General features: G+C 68.8%; 13 protein-coding genes and 1 pseudogene. 8 read left to right on the top strand and 6 right to left on the bottom strand.

The window, feature by feature from the left end; all coding sequences use genetic code 11:
- Positions 1-64 precede the first annotated feature (64 nt).
- Positions 65-1,380 (bottom strand): annotated as a pseudogene (locus BJY18_RS14845) (IS3 family transposase).
- A 212-nt stretch (positions 1,381-1,592) separates the two neighbouring features.
- Positions 1,593-2,246 carry an ACT domain-containing protein gene (locus BJY18_RS14840; protein WP_184780542.1) on the bottom strand — a complete coding sequence of 218 codons (654 nt, stop codon included), beginning with the start codon at positions 2,244-2,246 and terminating at the stop codon, positions 1,593-1,595.
- 221 nt (positions 2,247-2,467) lie between these two features.
- Here BJY18_RS14840 and gatC point away from each other — a divergent pair, with 221 nt between their 5' ends.
- Genes gatC through BJY18_RS14820 form a run of 4 tightly spaced genes read left to right on the top strand, consistent with a single transcriptional unit; the run spans position 2,468 to position 6,302 of the window.
- Positions 2,468-2,767, top strand: coding sequence for an Asp-tRNA(Asn)/Glu-tRNA(Gln) amidotransferase subunit GatC (gene gatC / locus BJY18_RS14835; protein WP_184780541.1), 300 nt, complete (start codon positions 2,468-2,470; stop codon positions 2,765-2,767).
- Positions 2,764-4,281, top strand: coding sequence for an Asp-tRNA(Asn)/Glu-tRNA(Gln) amidotransferase subunit GatA (gatA, locus tag BJY18_RS14830; RefSeq protein ID WP_184780540.1), 1,518 nt, complete (start codon positions 2,764-2,766; stop codon positions 4,279-4,281). The genes gatC and gatA overlap by 4 nt, the downstream gene beginning before the upstream one ends.
- Positions 4,278-5,783: an Asp-tRNA(Asn)/Glu-tRNA(Gln) amidotransferase subunit GatB gene (gene gatB, locus BJY18_RS14825; RefSeq protein WP_184780539.1), complete on the top strand. Its 1,506-nt coding sequence runs from the start codon at positions 4,278-4,280 to the stop codon at positions 5,781-5,783. Before gatA ends, gatB begins: the two co-directional genes overlap by 4 nt.
- A complete protein-coding gene (locus BJY18_RS14820) occupies positions 5,784-6,302 on the top strand; it encodes a hypothetical protein (protein WP_184780538.1) in 519 nt (172 codons plus the stop codon). It begins immediately after the preceding gene.
- A 459-nt stretch (positions 6,303-6,761) separates the two neighbouring features.
- Here BJY18_RS14820 and BJY18_RS14815 read toward each other — a convergent pair whose 3' ends face one another.
- Both BJY18_RS14815 and BJY18_RS14810 read right to left on the bottom strand, forming a co-directional pair.
- Positions 6,762-7,085 carry a hypothetical protein gene (locus BJY18_RS14815; RefSeq protein ID WP_184780537.1) on the bottom strand — a complete coding sequence of 108 codons (324 nt, stop codon included), beginning with the start codon at positions 7,083-7,085 and terminating at the stop codon, positions 6,762-6,764.
- 297 nt (positions 7,086-7,382) lie between these two features.
- Entirely contained in the window at positions 7,383-8,591 is a 1,209-nt protein-coding gene (locus tag BJY18_RS14810) for a PQQ-dependent sugar dehydrogenase (protein WP_184780536.1), read from the bottom strand.
- Positions 8,592-8,650: 59 nt separating this feature from the next.
- Between BJY18_RS14810 and BJY18_RS14805 the strand changes: the two genes are divergently transcribed.
- Together BJY18_RS14805 and BJY18_RS14800 are read left to right on the top strand one after the other, a co-directional pair.
- Positions 8,651-9,559, top strand: coding sequence for a 2-hydroxyacid dehydrogenase (locus BJY18_RS14805; RefSeq protein ID WP_184780535.1), 909 nt, complete (start codon positions 8,651-8,653; stop codon positions 9,557-9,559).
- An 84-nt stretch (positions 9,560-9,643) separates the two neighbouring features.
- A complete protein-coding gene (locus tag BJY18_RS14800) occupies positions 9,644-10,219 on the top strand; it encodes a DoxX family protein (protein WP_184780534.1) in 576 nt (191 codons plus the stop codon).
- Between the two features lie 1,088 nt (positions 10,220-11,307).
- Here the strand turns inward: BJY18_RS14800 and ilvD are convergent.
- Positions 11,308-13,152: a dihydroxy-acid dehydratase gene (ilvD, locus tag BJY18_RS14795; protein WP_184780533.1), complete on the bottom strand. Its 1,845-nt coding sequence runs from the start codon at positions 13,150-13,152 to the stop codon at positions 11,308-11,310.
- A 72-nt stretch (positions 13,153-13,224) separates the two neighbouring features.
- Entirely contained in the window at positions 13,225-13,743 is a 519-nt protein-coding gene (locus BJY18_RS14790; protein WP_184780532.1) for a PH domain-containing protein, read from the bottom strand.
- 320 nt (positions 13,744-14,063) lie between these two features.
- On the opposite strand from BJY18_RS14790, the gene BJY18_RS14785 reads away from it, so the two are divergent.
- Positions 14,064-15,953, top strand: coding sequence for an acetolactate synthase large subunit (locus tag BJY18_RS14785; RefSeq protein WP_221457737.1), 1,890 nt, complete (start codon positions 14,064-14,066; stop codon positions 15,951-15,953).
- Positions 15,950-16,456, top strand: coding sequence for an acetolactate synthase small subunit (gene ilvN, locus BJY18_RS14780; protein ID WP_184780531.1), 507 nt, complete (start codon positions 15,950-15,952; stop codon positions 16,454-16,456). Before BJY18_RS14785 ends, ilvN begins: the two co-directional genes overlap by 4 nt.
- Position 16,457 lies beyond the last annotated feature (1 nt).

Genomic DNA, 16,457 nt, shown 5'->3' with positions numbered 1-16,457 from the left:
GTTCTCCGGGGAACCTGGCACAGGGTGTGATGCGCCCCGGGTCTGGTGCAGGTCTCGTTGCCTGTTACCCAGCCCGGGCGGGCTCGGAGGGTTGATCGTAGCGTGACGCCTGGTAGGTGACTTCGACGGCGGCGGGAGTGCGCTGACCGAGCTCGCCGTGGAGACGACGATGGTTGTACCAGTCGACGTATTCTGCGACGGCGATCTCGACATCGCGGACGGATTGCCAGCCGCGGCCGCGGGCGATAGGGTTATGAATCAATTCGCCCTTGAACAGCGAGTTGAATGCCTCGGCCATCGCATTATCGTAGGAATCCCCGCGTGAACCGACCGAGGCGACGACTTCAGCTTCCGCCAAGCGCTCGGTATAGCGGATGGCTCGATATTGAACTCCGCGGTCGGAATGGTGGACGAGGCCGGTGACGTCTTGTCCGGCTCGTTTTCGCGCCCAGATTCCCATCTCCAGAGCGTCGAGGGCGAGGTTTGTGTGCAGGGAAGTCGATACCTGCCAGCCCACGACCATTCGGGAGAAAACATCGATGACGAACGCGGCATACACCCACCCCGAAAACGTCCGGATATAGGTGATGTCCGCGACCCAGAGCTGGTTCGGCCGATCGGCGGTGAAGCGGCGGTCGACCAGGTCCGCCGGCGAAGGCGAGGCTGCAGCGATGGTGATCCTGGGCCGCTTGCCTCACCGTAGTCCCTGCAGGCCCTTCTGGCGCATCAGCCGCTCGACCGTGCAGCGGGCCACGCGGATTCCCTCTCGATTGAGCTGGGCATGAATTTTCCGCGCCCCGTAGACGCCGTAATTCTCGCGGAACACGCGCTCAATCTCAGTGAGCAGTTCCGCGTCCCGCGCAGCACGTTTCGACGGTGCACGCTTCTTGGCTGCCCAATACGTTCTCGGGGCGATCTGCACGCCCGCGTCGTTCAAGACCGCGCAGATCGACTCGACCCCGCGCTTCTTCCCCTCAACAACCCGCTCGCGATGGCCGTCGACATAATCGACGACCACCGCGAGCGGAACCTCCCGCCAATGCGCGGAATCGTCCGGAGTTACTTGATTGTGCGGTCGAGCTCCGCGGCGGCGAAAAACGCCGAAGCCGTCTTCAAGATCTCGTTTGCCCGCCGCAGCCCACGCACCTCGCGCTCCAGCTCGGCGATCCGCGCCGCATCGTCGCTGGTGCGACCGGGCGCCGCGCCGGCGTCGATCTCGGCGCGCTTGACCCACGTCCGCAAGGCCTCCGGGTGCACGTCCAACTGGCCCGCGACCCGACGGATCACCGCCATCCGCTGCCCCTCGGCCGCGATCGCGTCCAACGCCATCCGCGTCGCCCGCTCACGCAGCTCGTCGCTGTACTTCTTCGGTGCCGGCATGCTCTGCATCCTCCCTGAGATCAGAGCCTGCACAAAACCCGGGGCGCATCAGTGGACAGTGCTCTCCGCGCCGAGGCGAGTACTCAGCCGGCCGTTGGGGTGGTGGTGGTGGCTTCGGCAGGCCGTTGGCGGGCATGCGGCTGGGGTCGTCGGAGGACGGCGACGTGCGGTGGGCGGCCAAGTCAGCAGTTCGGCCCGGCCGGCAGTTCGGCTCAGCCGTCCAGGACCACGGCGACTATGCCGGCGAAGTGTGCCAGGCGGGCGACCTCCGCGGCGCGGAAATTCGGGCCACCCGGGCGGGCCACCAGCAATGCCTTGCCCGGTTTACCCAGCGGCGTCGCGGCGAGTTCCGTGCCGAGCTCCTTCCAGGTCTCCGGGACCCACGACTCTTCGCCGTCGAGGACTGTGGCTCGTTCCAGCGGGAGCCACGGCAGGTCGGTGAACGGGCTCTCCGGGGCGGCACTCGACGAGGCGAGGCGCCGGGAATCCGGTTCGCCGTGCTCCACGATCACCGCCCAGCCGGCGCGGATGATCTTCGGCACACCCTCGGCGAGCAGGTCGAGGCCCGATTTCGGCTGTGCCGCGATCTCCTCGACGAGTTCGAGTTCGCGATGCGTGTCCAGGATCCCGGCGTACGGCCGGACCGCATCGACCTCGACGCCTTCCACGCTCTCCGCCGCGGTGATCAGTGCGTCCGGGAGCCGGCCGGACGGCAGCTCCACCACGAGGTCGTCGATCGCCAGGCCGCTGCTGCGTTCGACCACGTCCACGCTGAGGATGTCGGCGCCGACCGTGCCGAGCGCGGTCGCCACGGCGCCGAGGGTGCCGGGGGAGTCCGGAAGCTGGACCCGGATCAGGAACGACACCACGCGCCCCTCTCGCCTCAGGCGTTCCAGCCCTGCCGTGGAACGCGACTTCGCCGGGCGCCGATTGTGACAGACCGGGTGCCCGTCGCGGTCCCGCCGTCCGGCCAGCGGGACACTGCGCCCGGCGCCCGGCGAACAACCCGGTCGAGCCGTCCGACGCCGTCACCATAGACTTGCAGCTTCCGAGAGCACCCGCACAGCACACCCCGGGAGTCACCCGCGTGCCCAACATTTCCCGAGACGAGGTCGCGCACCTCGCGAAGCTGGCCAGGCTGGCTGTGACCGATGACGAGCTGGACGTTTTCGCCGGCCAGCTCGACCAGATCCTGGACTCGGTCGCGAAGGTGAGCGAGGTCGCCGCGGAGGACGTCCCGCCGACCTCGCACGCCGTGCCGCTGACGAACGTCTTCCGCGAGGACGAGGTTCGTCCCTGCTTCAGCCAGCAGCAGGCGCTGTCCGGCGCGCCAGCTGCCGAGGAAGGCCGATTCCGGGTGCCGCGGATCCTGGGAGAAGAACAGTGAGTGAACTCGTCAAGCTGACCGCCGCCGAGCTGGCGGCGAAGATCCACGCCCGCGAGGTGTCGGCGGTCGAGGTCGCGCAGGCGCACCTGGACCGCATCGCCGCCGTGGACGACCACGTGCACGCGTTCCTGCACGTCGACACCGAAGGTGCGCTCGCCGCGGCGAAGGCGGTCGACGAGAAGCTCGCCGCGGGAGAGTCGCCGGCGTCGCCGCTGGCCGGCGTGCCGCTGGCGCTGAAGGACGTGCTGACCACCGAAGGCGTGCCGACCACCTGCGGCTCTCGGACGCTCGAAGGGTGGATCCCGCCGTACGACGCGACGGTGACGCGCAAGCTGCGCGAAGCCGGCGCCGTCATCCTGGGCAAGACGAACATGGACGAGTTCGCGATGGGCTCGTCCACGGAGAACTCGGCGTTCGGGCCCACCCACAACCCGTGGGATCACGCGCGCATCCCCGGTGGCTCCGGTGGCGGTTCGTCGGCTTCCATCGCCGCGTTCGAGGCCGCGCTCGCCATCGGCACCGACACGGGTGGTTCGATTCGTCAGCCGGGCTCTGTCACGGGCACTGTCGGCGTGAAGCCGACGTACGGCGGTGTGTCCCGCTACGGTCTGGTCGCCTTCTCGTCTTCGCTCGACCAAGCGGGACCGTGCGCGCGTACGGTGCTCGACGCAGCACTGTTACACGAGGTGATCGCCGGTTACGACGTCATGGACTCGACGTCCATCGACGCGCCCGTGCCGCCCGTCGTGGCCGCGGCGCGCGAAGGTGCCAACGCGGACCTCAAAGGCGTCCGCGTCGGGGTCGTGAAGGAGTTCGGCGGCGACGGTTACCAGCCTGGTGTGCTTCGCTCTTTCGAAGCGGCAGTGGAGCAGCTGCGCGCTTTGGGGGCCGAAGTCGTCGAGGTGTCGTGTCCGCACTTCACGTACGCGCTCCCCGCGTACTACCTCATCGCGCCGAGTGAGGCGTCGTCCAATCTCGCACGGTTCGACGCCATGCGCTACGGCCTGCGTGTCGCCGACGACGGTTCGCACAGTGCGGAAGAAGTCATGTCGCTCACGCGCGAGAAGGGCTTCGGCGCCGAGGTGAAGCGGCGCATCATGCTGGGCACGTACGCGCTCTCGTCCGGCTACTACGACGCGTACTACGGCTCCGCACAGAAGGTGCGCACGCTCATCACGCGTGACTTCACCGCTGCCTTCGAGAAGGTCGACGTGCTCGTCTCGCCGACGACGCCGACCACTGCGTTCAAGATCGGGGAGCGCGTGGACGATCCGATGGCGATGTACCTCGCCGACCTGTGCACCATCCCGTCGAATCTCGCCGGCAACGCCGCCATGAGCGTGCCGAGCGGACTGTCCGACGAAGATGGCCTTCCGGTCGGCCTGCAGATCATGGCCCCCGCGCTCGCCGACGACCGGCTGTACCGCGTCGGTGCCGCGTACGAGGCCGCGCGCGACGCCGCTGCCGGCGGTTCGCTCGTGCACCGGGTTCCGGAACTGGGAGGAACGAAGTGACTGCCGTGGCCGAGTTGATGGACTACGCCGAGGTCGTCGAGCGGTTCGACCCCGTCCTCGGGCTCGAGGTCCACGTGGAGCTCAACACGAAGACGAAGATGTTCTGCGGTTGCGCCAACGAGTTCGGCGGCGAGCCGAACACGAAGACGTGCCCGACCTGCCTCGGACTGCCGGGCTCGCTGCCGGTGCTGAACGGCAAGGCCGTGGAAGGCGCGATCCGCATCGGGCTCGCGCTGAACTGTGACATCGCCGAGTGGTGCCGGTTCGCCCGGAAGAACTACTTCTACCCGGACATGCCGAAGAACTTCCAGACCTCCCAGTACGACGAGCCGATCGCTTTCGACGGCTACCTCGACGTCACGCTCGACGACGGGGAGGTCGTGCGCGTCGAGATCGAGCGCGCGCACATGGAGGAGGACACCGGCAAGTCGCTGCACGTCGGCGGCGCGACCGGCCGGATCCACGGCGCCGAGCATTCGCTCCTCGACTACAACCGCGCCGGCGTTCCGCTCATCGAGATCGTAACCAAGCCGATCACCGGCACCGGTGCGCGGGCGCCGGAGGTGGCGCGTGCGTACGTGACGGCGTTGCGCGACCTGCTGCGCGCGATCGGCGTGTCCGATGTCCGGATGGACCAGGGCTCCATGCGTTGTGACGCGAACGTGTCGCTGATGGCCAAGGACACCGAGGAATTCGGTACGCGTACCGAAACGAAGAACGTGAACTCGCTGCGCAGCGTCGAGCGTGCGGTGCGCTACGAGATGACGCGTCAGGCTGCGGTGCTCGCCGACGGTGGTTCGATCCGCCAAGAGACGCGGCACTTCCAGGAGGCAGACGGGACCACGTCGTCGGGACGGGCCAAGGAAACCGCGGAGGACTACCGATACTTCCCCGAGCCGGACCTCGCTCCGATCGCGCCTTCGCGGGAGTGGGTCGAGCAGCTGCGCGCAACCCTGCCGGAGATGCCGTGGGAACGGCGGAAGCGGATCCAGGGCGAGTGGGAGCTTTCCGACGAGGCGTTGCGTGACCTGCTGAACGTCGGCGCCGTCGACCTGGTCGCGGCCACGGTCGAGGCCGGGACGACTCCGGACGAGGCCCGGGGCTGGTGGGTGAACACGCTGGCGCAGGAGGCGAACTCGCGCGAGGTCGAGCTCGCCGAGCTGCCGATCACGCCGGCGCAGGTGGCCGAGGTGATCGCGCTCGTTTCCTCCGGCGAGCTGACCAACAAGCTGGCCAAGGAGGTCGTCCAAGGCGTCCTGGCCGGTGAGGGTTCGCCGCGCGAGGTTGTGGAGAAGCGCGGGCTGAAGGTCGTTTCCGACGATTCGGCGCTGCTGTCCGCCGTCGACGAGGCTCTGGCCGCGCAGCCGGACATCGCCGAGAAGATCCGCGGCGGCAAGGTCGCCGCGGCGGGCGCGATCGTCGGCGCGGTCATGAAGGCGACGAAGGGGCAGGCCGACGCCAAGCGCGTGCGCGAGCTGATCATCGAGCGCGTCGGTTCTTGAGTGGCGTTCTCGATCACGCGTGTCACCTGGCGCGAGTGGCTCGGCCTGGCCGCCGGCCTGCTCGCGCTGGGCACGCTGTTCCTGCCGTGGACGGTGCTGACCGCCGACACCGCGACCCCCGAGGTGCAGGACGCGTTCGGGTCGTTGGCCCAAGACGACGTCGTGCGTTCGGCTTGGCATTCGGATCCGTTTTCGTGGGTGCCGCCGCTCGTCCTTCTGCTGGTCGGGGTCGGTGTCGTCGTTTTCGGGCAAGTGCGGAAGGCCCGGATGTCCGGGCTGCCGCACCTGTGGCTCGTGGCCGGCCTCGCGACGGTGCTGTTGATGGCTATCGGATGGTCGACGTTGGACTGGGTCTTCGACAGCGACCAGCGCGCCTTCCTGGCCGCGGCGGGGGTCACGGTCGGTGCCGGGGTCGGACGGTATCTGGGGATGGCGTTCGCGCTGGTTTCCATCGCCGTGTCGATCCTGGATATCCGTGCGGCTCGTGCGGAAAGCCGGGTTTCTCGCCGTCGCCGTTGAGTGGCGACGGCGTTTTCGCCACTCAGCGGCGACGGCGCGGGACCGCGCTGGCTTGTGGCGATACGCAGGTGGTGCCCGGCGGATGGTTGCCGCTGATTGCCCGTCGCCTTCTTACCGGCTGAGAGTGTTCGGCGCTTGTTGTCCGAGAGCCGTGCCGGAGCGTTCGGTGGCGGACTTCTCCGTACGCTCCCTCGCGCGAAGAGGCCTGGAACGGAACCTCTTTGTGTGAGTTGCTGGTCCTGAAGCGCCAGGCCGGAAGGCTCGCCATCCGGTGGCGACGAGGTGGGGGGCCTTGGTGGTCGGGAAGTTCGGCGGATGACGGGGTTGTTCCGTCGGGTGGACGGCGCGGAAATGCCACGAGGCAGTGCTGGAAAGCTGCCGCCTTTGAGTGGCGGTGGCCAGGGCGAGGTCGCTGTGGGATGCCGAACTGGAACGAATTGTCGCCGGTGAGAGGCGACGTCAACGCGGTTCGCCGCTGAACCGCGACTGAGCACGGTACGCGAATCGCCGTTGAGCGGCGAGCGTCCTCACTGCCGCGACCGCGACCGCGACCGTTGCCGCGACTGCCACCGTCACCGCGACCGCTGCCGTCGCAACTGCGACCGCGACCGCCGCCACCGGCCGCCGCCACCGAGCGGCGAACGTCGCCACCGCCACCGCCACCGAGCGGTGAACATCGCCATCGCCATCGCCATCGCCATCGCCATTGCCATCGCCATTGCCAACGAACGGCGAACGTCTTCGTCGCCGTTGAGTGGCGAACGTTCCACCGCCGTCGAGCACACGTGCAGAGCGCGGAGTCGGTAGGGACGAATTCCGGGCCGTCGAGTGGCGACGGCCCGGCGGAGTTTGCCATTCGCGGGCGACCTTCAGGTGTGACGTTCGGCGTGGGCCTGGACCAGATGAGCGGCGGTCGGGTCGGAGAGTCACAGTCGAGGACGGTCGAGGTCCTTGCTCGACGTCGACATGGACTGTCGGCGCGTCACGTTGTTGCTGGAGGTGACCCAGGAAGACCCGTGGGGCCAGATTCGCCGCTCAGCGGCGACAGAGCTCGACGCTCCTTCTCCGACAGCTCAGGACTCAGTCTTTCCCCTGGCCACCGCCGGTGTCGGTGATGACGATCAGGACCACCCGGTCGTCGCTGGAGACCGGTTTTCCGCCGTCCTTGTTGGTGGTACCGGCGACGGCGATCTGCGGGCTGATCATGCTCATCCCGGCGAGCCGGCCGTAGGTCGTCGGGGGCTTGCCCTTGCCGTCCAGGCTCACGGTCGGTTTGCCGGTGACGGCGCCGTCCGGGCTGACCGGGACGTTCTGCAGACCCGTCGACGAGGCGACGGCGAGGATACCGTTCGCATCGACGAAGTCGGTGCAGCCGCCGACCGCCGGCTTCTCCGGCCAGGTCCAGGCGGGCGTGCTGAGAGTCTGACCTGGCTGGAGGCGGTACACGGCGTCCGGGCCGGTGCCGGGCTGGTCGGTCACCCACATGCGCTTCCCGTCGGACGAGCCGCAGAGGCCGCCGGGGGCGTGCAGGCCCGAGGCGTAAACCGCGGAACCGGGGGTGGGGTTGTCGCCGGCCGGCTTTCCCGAGGCATCGATCCGCAGCACTTTGCCCGCCAGAGACTTCGGGTCGGCTGCGGCGGCGGAGTTGCCTCCGTCGCCGGTCGCGACGAGGAGGGCGCCGTGCCCGTCACCGGCGATGGCGCCGCGGTTGCCGGTGGCGCCTTTCGGGATCCCGGTCAGCACAGGCTTCGGCGCCTGGCCTTTGGCGAACCGGACGACGCGGTTGTCGGTCGGCGTCGTGATGTAGGCGAAGACCAGCTGATCCTCGACATACTTCGGGGACAGTGCCAGACCGGTCAGGCCCCCGTCGCCCGCGGCCTGGACGTCGAGCTGGGCGAACGATGCCGCGTCATGGCCGGAGGTGGCGAGCAGGACGCGACCGGTTTTCCGTTCGCCGGCAAGGGCGGTCGGCGACGATCCGTCGCCCGGCAGGCCGGCGACGGCGGAGACAGTGTCCAGGCACGTCGCGATGACCGCCTTGTCGAAGTCCTTGCACCCCTGCGGCGGCGGGACCGGTGTGGGTGAACTCTGCGACGGCTCGCTGCCCGGCCCTTTCCCGGAATCGTCGCCCGGGTCCTGGACCTGGGGAGGCGATTCGGGGCTCGGCGGCGGCGCGGGGCTGAACGTCTGTCCCGCGGTGGTGTCGTCGAAGCTGGCGCAGCCGGAAAGCACAAGGCCGCCGCAGGCGAGCAAGGCCAGCGGCGCCGACCACCGGAACCGGGTACGCATGATGGTTCCAGCCTAGGTGCCCCGGCGTGAGCCACCGGTAAGTGGTTACCGTGGTGATCATGACGGTAACCGTGCTGGTCCCCGACGACGAAGGTGTCGCCGCGCTCTCCGAGGTCCCCCTCGTGCAGGCCGTGCGCTACCAATGGGGTGATCCGGTGCCGCCGGAGGCCGCGAAGGCCGAGGTACTCATCCCAGGCCGGCACCCGGCGGGTGACGAACTGTGGCGCGACCTGCCGAATCTCAAGCTCGTGCAGTTGCTGTCCGCCGGTGCGGACGACTGGATAGGTAAGGTTCCTGACGGAGTGCTGCTTTCCACCTGCCGCGGCGCGCACGGCGGCAGCATGGCCGAGTGGGTGGTCGCCGTGCTGCTGTCGATGTACCGGCGGCTGGACGTTTTCGCCGCGGCCCAGCGGGCGGCGCGCTGGGAACGGATGACCTCCGAGACGTTGCAGGGGCAGCACGTGCTCGTGGTCGGCGCCGGTGATCTCGGGCGGCAGCTGCGGAAGCGACTCGAATCGTTCGACGCGCGGTGCACGATGGTCGGCATGTCGGCGCGCGACGGGGTGCACGGCGTCGACGAGCTCCCGGACCTGCTGCCGCACCACGACGTGGTCGTCATGATGGTCCCTCTCACGTCGCGTACTCGAGGCATGGTCGATGCTCGTTTCCTGGCTGCGATGCGGGACGACGCCGTGCTGGTCAACGCCGCTCGCGGACCCGTTGTCGTCACGGAAGCGCTGGTCGCGGAGGTGACCGCGGGACGGCTGCGGGCCGCGCTCGACGTGACCGATCCGGAGCCGCTGCCTTCGGACCACCCGCTGTGGACGGCGCCCGGAGTCGTCGTGACTCCGCACGTCGGTGGCGCGGTGTACGGGGTCCGGCGGCGTTCGTACGCCGTGGCCGCGGCAGAGATCGCCCGGTACGCCGGCGGAGAGCTGCCCGACAATCTGGTGCACGGCGAATATTGACCACCTCCGGGTAAACCCTGAAAAGTGCCCCTGACCTCGGCGCGCGCGCTCGCGGGTGGCGGCGGTATCCCCTACTCTTCGCGCGTGACCAGTCAAGGGGACGACTACCAGACCGACCTGCTGTCCGGCGTCGAAGACTCCACGAGCAACGACTACGACGAGCCCCGGCAGGGTGGCCTCGGCTTCGGCCTGCTCATCCTGCGGCTCGGACTGGGCGTGATCATGGGCGCGCACGGGCTTCAGCACCTGTTCGGCGCCTTCGGCGGCCCGGGCGTCGGCGGATTCGCGCACGCGCTCGAAATGTTCGGCTACCACAAGCAGACGACCTTGCTGTCCTGGATAACCGGGATCACTGAGGTCGCGGGTGGTGCGCTGGTGATCGTCGGCCTATTCACCCCGCTCGCGGCGGCCGGGCTGCTCGGCGTCGCGGCCAATATCGTCTACGCGAAGTTCCACGGAGGTTTTTTCCAGGGCGACGGTCGTGGCTGGGAGTTCGAGCTGCTGCTCGGGCTGTCCGCGCTCGCGCTGATCTTCACCGGAGCCGGCCGCATTTCGCTGGAGGTGAACACGCCCTGGCGGAAACGGCCGTTGCCGCTGGGGATCATCTCGCTGCTGCTGGCGGCGGCAGCTTCCGTGGTGGTCATCGTCCTGACCCGCTGACTTGCTGACTGCTGGCTCGCCGATTCGCTGACTTGCTTACTCGCTGACCCGTCTACCTCGCGGACTTGCTGGCCCGCCGACCGATGGAAGCCATCTGCCTGACCGACGCCGATCGGATGCCGAACTGGTGATGCTGCTCGACCGCTGGACGGTGGTCAGCTGGCAGACGCTGTCCGGTGGTAGGCGCTGCCCGCTGGGCGGAGGTGTTCGGTTGGCTGATGGTGGTCATCTGGTCGGTTCGCGTGACTGGTGGGCGTGGTTCGGGCGGCGTCGGCTGGTCGCCGTTTCGTGGCCACGCGGGAATCCGGGGCGTTGCCATTTTTCGGCAATGGGCGTTGACCTGCTGTTTGCTTGGGCTTGCCACTCTTGTGCTCATGGTGGTGGTTCTTCGTCGGCTGCCTACCGGTGGGGTGTTCGCCGGGACTCTTGGCGGCCGGGGTGTGTCAGGTCCCGCTGGGGTGGCGGGACGGACTGTCGTCATAGGGAGGCGACGGGTGCGGGTGCGGCTGACGGATGTCGAAGCGGTGGGCTCCTCGCATGCTCAGTTGCAAGAGGTCGAGGGAGCGGTCGACGACTGCTCGGGGCCCGTTGACTTGGTCCCGTTGACTTGGGCCTGTTGGATTGGGGCCTGTTGGTGGTCACCACCGTGCTGACCTTGCTGGGATGGGTTGGCGGCGACGGTCGCGGAGTGCTGGTCGGGTGGGTCGTTGACGGCGTGCGGCCGCTCCTGCCTGCGGCTAGCCGAGCCGCGGTGATTCCGGGGCAGGTCTGCGCAGAGCCCGTTCCGGAGCATGGCAGCGCAGAGCTTGTTCCGGAGCCGGGCCGCGCCGAGCTTGTTTCGGGCAGGGGCTGCGCAGAGCCAGTGCCGGGGCCGGGTCGCGCCGAGCTTGTTTCGGGCAGGGGCGGCGGAGAGCCTATTCCGGGCCGGCCGGGCCGGGCCTATTCCGCGCAGAGCCCGTTCCGGGCAGGGCGGCGTAGAGCCCGGGCAAGCCGTTGCCATCCGGTGGCGAGACCCTGGTCAAAGGCATGAAAAGGGCCGCGCACCCCAACGTCAGGGGTACGCGGCCCTCGAGGGTTGGGGAGCCGGATCAGCGGTTCGGGTCCCGGACTGCGCCGGTGTCGGCCGAGGTGGCCATCCGGGCGTAAGCGCGCAGGGCGGAGGTGATCGGGCGCTGGCGTTCCTTCGGCTGCCACGGCCGTTCGGACAGGTCCATCTTCGCCCGGCGTTCGGCCAGGATTTCCGGCTCCACGAGGAGCTCGAGGCGGCGCTGGTGGATGTCCAGCAGGACCCGGTCGCCGTTCTCGACCAGGCCGATCAGCCCGCCCGCTGCCGCTTCCGGGGAGATGTGGCCCACCGAGATGCCCGACGAGCCGCCGGAGAACCGGCCGTCGGTGATGAGGGCGCACTTCTTGCCCAGGCCGGAACCCTTGAGGAACGCCGTGGGATGCAGCATCTCCTGCATTCCGGGACCACCCGCCGGGCCCTCGTACCGGATCACCAGCACCTCACCCGGCTGGATTTCCTTCTTGAGGATCGCCGACACGGCTTCCTCCTGGCTCTCCAGCACCCGCGCCGGGCCCTCGAAGTGCCACAGGTCCTCGTCGATGCCCGCGGCCTTGATCACCGCGCCGTTCTCGGCGAGGTTGCCGCGCAGGATCGCCAGGCCGCCGTCCTTCGTGTAGGCGTGCTCGACGTCGCGGATGCAGCCGCCCGCAGCGTCGGTGTCGAGGGACGACCAGCGGTTTTCCGTGGAGAACGCCTGCGTCGTGCGCACCCCGCCCGGGGCGGCGTGGAACAGTTCGAGCGCCTTCTCCGACGCGGACTCGGCGCGGATGTCCCACTCGCCCAGCCAGGTGTCGAGGTCGGGGGAGTGCACCGAGTGCACGCTGGTGTTCAGGAGACCACCACGGTGCAGTTCGCCGAGGATCGCGGGGATGCCACCGGCACGGTGCACGTCTTCCATGTGGTAGTCGGAGTTCGGCGCGACCTTGGACAGGCACGGCACCCGCCGGCCGATCTCGTCGATGTCGCTGATCGTGAAGTCGATCTCGCCTTCCTGCGCGGCGGCGAGGATGTGCAGCACGGTGTTCGTGGACCCGCCCATGGCCATGTCGAGCGCCATCGCGTTCTCGAACGCTTCCTTCGTGGCGACCGAGCGGGGCAGCACGGATTCGTCGTCGCCGCCGTACCAGCGCTTGCACAGCTCGACCACGGTGCGTCCGGCGTTCGAGAACAGATCGCGCCGTGCCGCGTGCGTGGCGAGCGTGGAACCGTTGCCCGGCAGGGAAAGGCCGAGCGCTTCGGTGAGGCAGTTCATCGAGTTCGCGGTGAACATGCCCGAGCAGGAACCGCAGGTGGGGCACGCGGAGCGTTCGACGGTGGACAGGCCCTCTTCGTCGATCGCCGAGTTCGCGGAGGCCGCGATGGTGGTGATCAGGTCGGTGGGCGCCTGCGCGACACCTTCGACGACCACAGCCTTTCCGGCCTCCATCGGCCCGCCGGACACGAACACCGTCGGGACGTTGAGCCGCATCGCGGCGTTCAGCATGCCCGGCGTGATCTTGTCGCAGTTGGAGATGCACACGAGTGCGTCGGCCTGGTGCGCGTTGACCATGTACTCCACGGAATCCGCGATGATCTCGCGCGAGGGCAGCGAGTAGAGCATGCCCGAGTGGCCCATCGCGATACCGTCGTCGACCGCGATGGTGTGGAATTCGCGCGCGATGCCGCCGGCCTCGGCGACCGCCTCGGCGACGATCTCGCCCAAGTCTTTGAGATGCACGTGGCCGGGCACGAACTGGGTGTAGGAGTTGGCGATCGCGACGATCGGCTTGCCGAAGTCACTGTCGGTCATTCCGGTCGCGCGCCAGAGCGAGCGCGCGCCCGCCGCGTTGCGGCCGTGGGTGGTGGTCCGGGAACGGAGGTGCGGCACGGCATTCTCCCAGGTCAGAAGGCTGGTCCAGACGGAGTCGCGAGACCGCTCCGCAAACTGGTCCTACCAATTCTACTCGCTCGGTTCACCTTCGGACGGCGCGGTCTCGGCCGCGGCCTCTCGCGGCTGCGCGGAAGGGTTCGGCTGCCCGGCAGCCGGCGCCCCCAGTTCCTCGTCGCTCAGCACACCGGACGGGTCCTTGATCTTCCCCTCGCTCACCAGTGCCAACACGGGCAGATGCCGCGTCCGCACGGTGGGCAGTGCAACCTGAGTGTCATCGCCGAGGACTGCTCGCACGCGTGCCTTGTTCGTGATCGCCAAGCCTTTCAGGGACGACCACGGCAGGTCGCGCTTGCCGAAGACGGTCCGGACGTTCAGGCCCTCCCTCGTCGCGACTGTGCGGGTGCGCGCGACGAACACGAGCAGCGCGAGTGGGAAGACGTACAGCCACTGGAATCCGCCGATCTCCCCGAGTGCGACCGGAGTCACACACACGATCAGCAGGCCGATCGCCAGGTACGCCGTGCTGGGGATCCGGAAAACGGCCTTCCGGCCCTCGTCCGCGCGCTGGTCCTGCTCTTTTTCGGCCACGGGGAAATGGTGCACCGCCAGCTCCGGCGACCGGCGCGCGGGTCCGCGGAAGCAGTACTGGCTGTCCAGCATGCGGAATCGCCGTCCCGCCCAGTTGACACTCGCCCAGGCGCGCGGCTAACGTCACCGCCGTGAAACCGCAGACCGGCCTCGTACTTCCTCAGCGCGTCGACGCTTAGGAAGAGTCCGCTGCGTCGACGCGCGACCCTCGTGCGACCTTACGGTCGGCGAGGGTTTTTTGTTGTCCCGAACCGGTTTCGACCGCAGTACCGCCCGACCTACCCGAACGAGTGACACCGAGAACCCACGAGGCAGAACCGATGACCAGTGCCACGTCGCACAGCGACGCGAAGCCCGGGCCGACCGCGCCCGGTGTCCCCGGAGCACGTCCGAAACCGACCCCGCCGGCCGGTACGCCGGTGCGGGTCACCGGCGCGCAGTCGCTCGTCCGCTCGCTCGAGGCGGTCGGCGCCGAGGTCGTCTTCGGCATTCCGGGTGGCACCATTCTCCCCGCCTACGATCCGTTGCTCGACTCGACGAAGGTGCGGCACGTCCTCGTCCGGCACGAACAGGGCGCCGGGCACGCCGCCACCGGCTACGCGCAGGCCACCGGCAAGGTCGGCGTCTGCATGGCCACCTCCGGGCCGGGTGCGACGAACCTGGTCACCCCGCTGGCGGACGCGAACATGGACTCGGTTCCGGTCGTCGCGATCACCGGGCAGCAGTCGCGTGGCCTGATCGGCACGGACGCGTTCCAGGAAGCCGACATCTGCGGCATCACGATGCCGATCACCAAGCACAACTTCCTCGTCACCGATCCGGCCGAGATCCCGCAGGCGATCGCCGAGGCGTTCCACCTGGCCGCCACCGGACGGCCCGGCCCGGTGCTCGTCGACATCCCCAAGGACGTGCTGCAGGAGATGACGTCGTTCTCCTGGCCGCCCGAGCTGCGCCTGCCGGGTTACCGCCCGACGCTGCGGCCGCACGGCAAGCAGGTCCGCGAAGCGGCGAAGCTCATCGCCGAAGCGCGCCGTCCCGTGCTCTACGTCGGCGGTGGCGTGCTCAAGGCCGAGGCCGCCGGGGCGCTGCTCGAACTCGCCGAGCTGACGGGGATCCCGGTCGCGACCACGCTGATGGCTCGCGGCGCGTTCCCCGATTCGCACCGTCAGCACGTCGGCATGCCCGGCATGCACGGTTCGGTCGGTGCGGTCGCCTCGATGCAGCGAGCGGACCTGCTGATCGCGCTCGGCGCCCGCTTCGACGACCGGGTCACCGGTCAGCTCTCGACGTTCGCGCCGGAGGCGAAGGTCGTGCACGCGGACATCGATCCCGCCGAGATCTCCAAGAACCGCAAGGCCGACGTGCCGATCGTGGGGGACTGCCAGGAGATCATCACCGAGCTGATCGCCGCGGTGCGGGCCGAGTTCGAGCACAACGGCGCACCGGACCTCGCCGACTGGTGGACCCAGGTCGACTCGTGGTGCGAGACGTACCCGATGGGCTACGAATGGCCGGACGACGGTTCGCTGTCGCCGCAGTACGTCATCGAGCGGATCGGCGAGCTGGCCGGACCGGACGCGGTGTACGCCGCGGGGGTCGGCCAGCACCAGATGTGGGCCGCCCAGTTCGTCAAGTACGAGAAGCCGCGCACCTGGATCAACTCCGGCGGGCTCGGCACCATGGGCTTCGCCGTGCCGGCCGCGATGGGCGCGCAGTTCGGCCTGCCCGGCACGCAGGTGTGGGCGATCGACGGCGACGGCTGCTTCCAGATGACCAACCAGGAGCTGGCCACGTGCGCCATCGAGGGCGCGCCAATCAAGGTCGCCGTGATCAACAACGGCAACCTGGGCATGGTCCGCCAATGGCAGAACCTGTTCTACTCGGAGCGCTACTCCAACACCGACCTCGGCACGCACAAGCACCGTATCCCGGACTTCACGCTGCTGGCCGAGGCGCTCGGTTGCGCCGGCCTGCGCTGCGAGACCAAGGCGGACGTCGACGCCACCATCCGGCGGGCGATGGAGATCAACGACCGCCCCGTCGTGATCGACTTCGTCGTGGGGAAGGATGCTCAGGTGTGGCCGATGGTCGCCGCGGGCACCGGTAACGACGAGATCATGGCCGTGCGCGGCATCCGGCCGCTGTTCGACGACGACGAGGTCTCGCGCGAAGCCATCGAGGCCGCCGCCGCGGAGGGAGAGCAAGCATGACCGTCCACACGCTGAGCGTGCTGGTCGAGAACAAGCCCGGTGTGCTGGCCCGGGTCTCCGGCCTGTTCTCCCGCCGTGGTTTCAACATCGAGTCCCTCGCCGTCGGGCCCACGGAAAACCCCGAGGTCTCCCGCATGACGATCGTGGTCGCCGTTGAGGAGCTACCGCTCGAACAGGTGACCAAACAGCTCAACAAGCTGGTGAACGTGATCAAGATCGTGGAGCTGGAAGCGGGCAGCGCGGTGCAGCGGGAACTGCTGCTCGTCAAGGTCCGGGCCGACGCCACCGTGCGCAGCCAGGTGCTCGAGACCGTCCAGCTCTTCCGCGCCAAGGTGGTGGACGTCTCGCCGGAGGCGCTCACCGTCGAGGCGACCGGCACGTCGGACAAGATCGGCGCGCTGCTGCGGATGCTGGAGCCGTACGGCATCCGGGAACTCGTGCAGTCCGGCATGGTCGCGGTGGGTCGCGGGGCCCGCTCGATCACCGCCACCTCACCCCGCTGAT

The organism is Amycolatopsis jiangsuensis, from assembly GCF_014204865.1.
GTDB lineage: Bacteria > Actinomycetota > Actinomycetes > Mycobacteriales > Pseudonocardiaceae > Amycolatopsis > Amycolatopsis jiangsuensis.
This window is presented reverse-complemented; position numbering and strand designations above follow the sequence as displayed.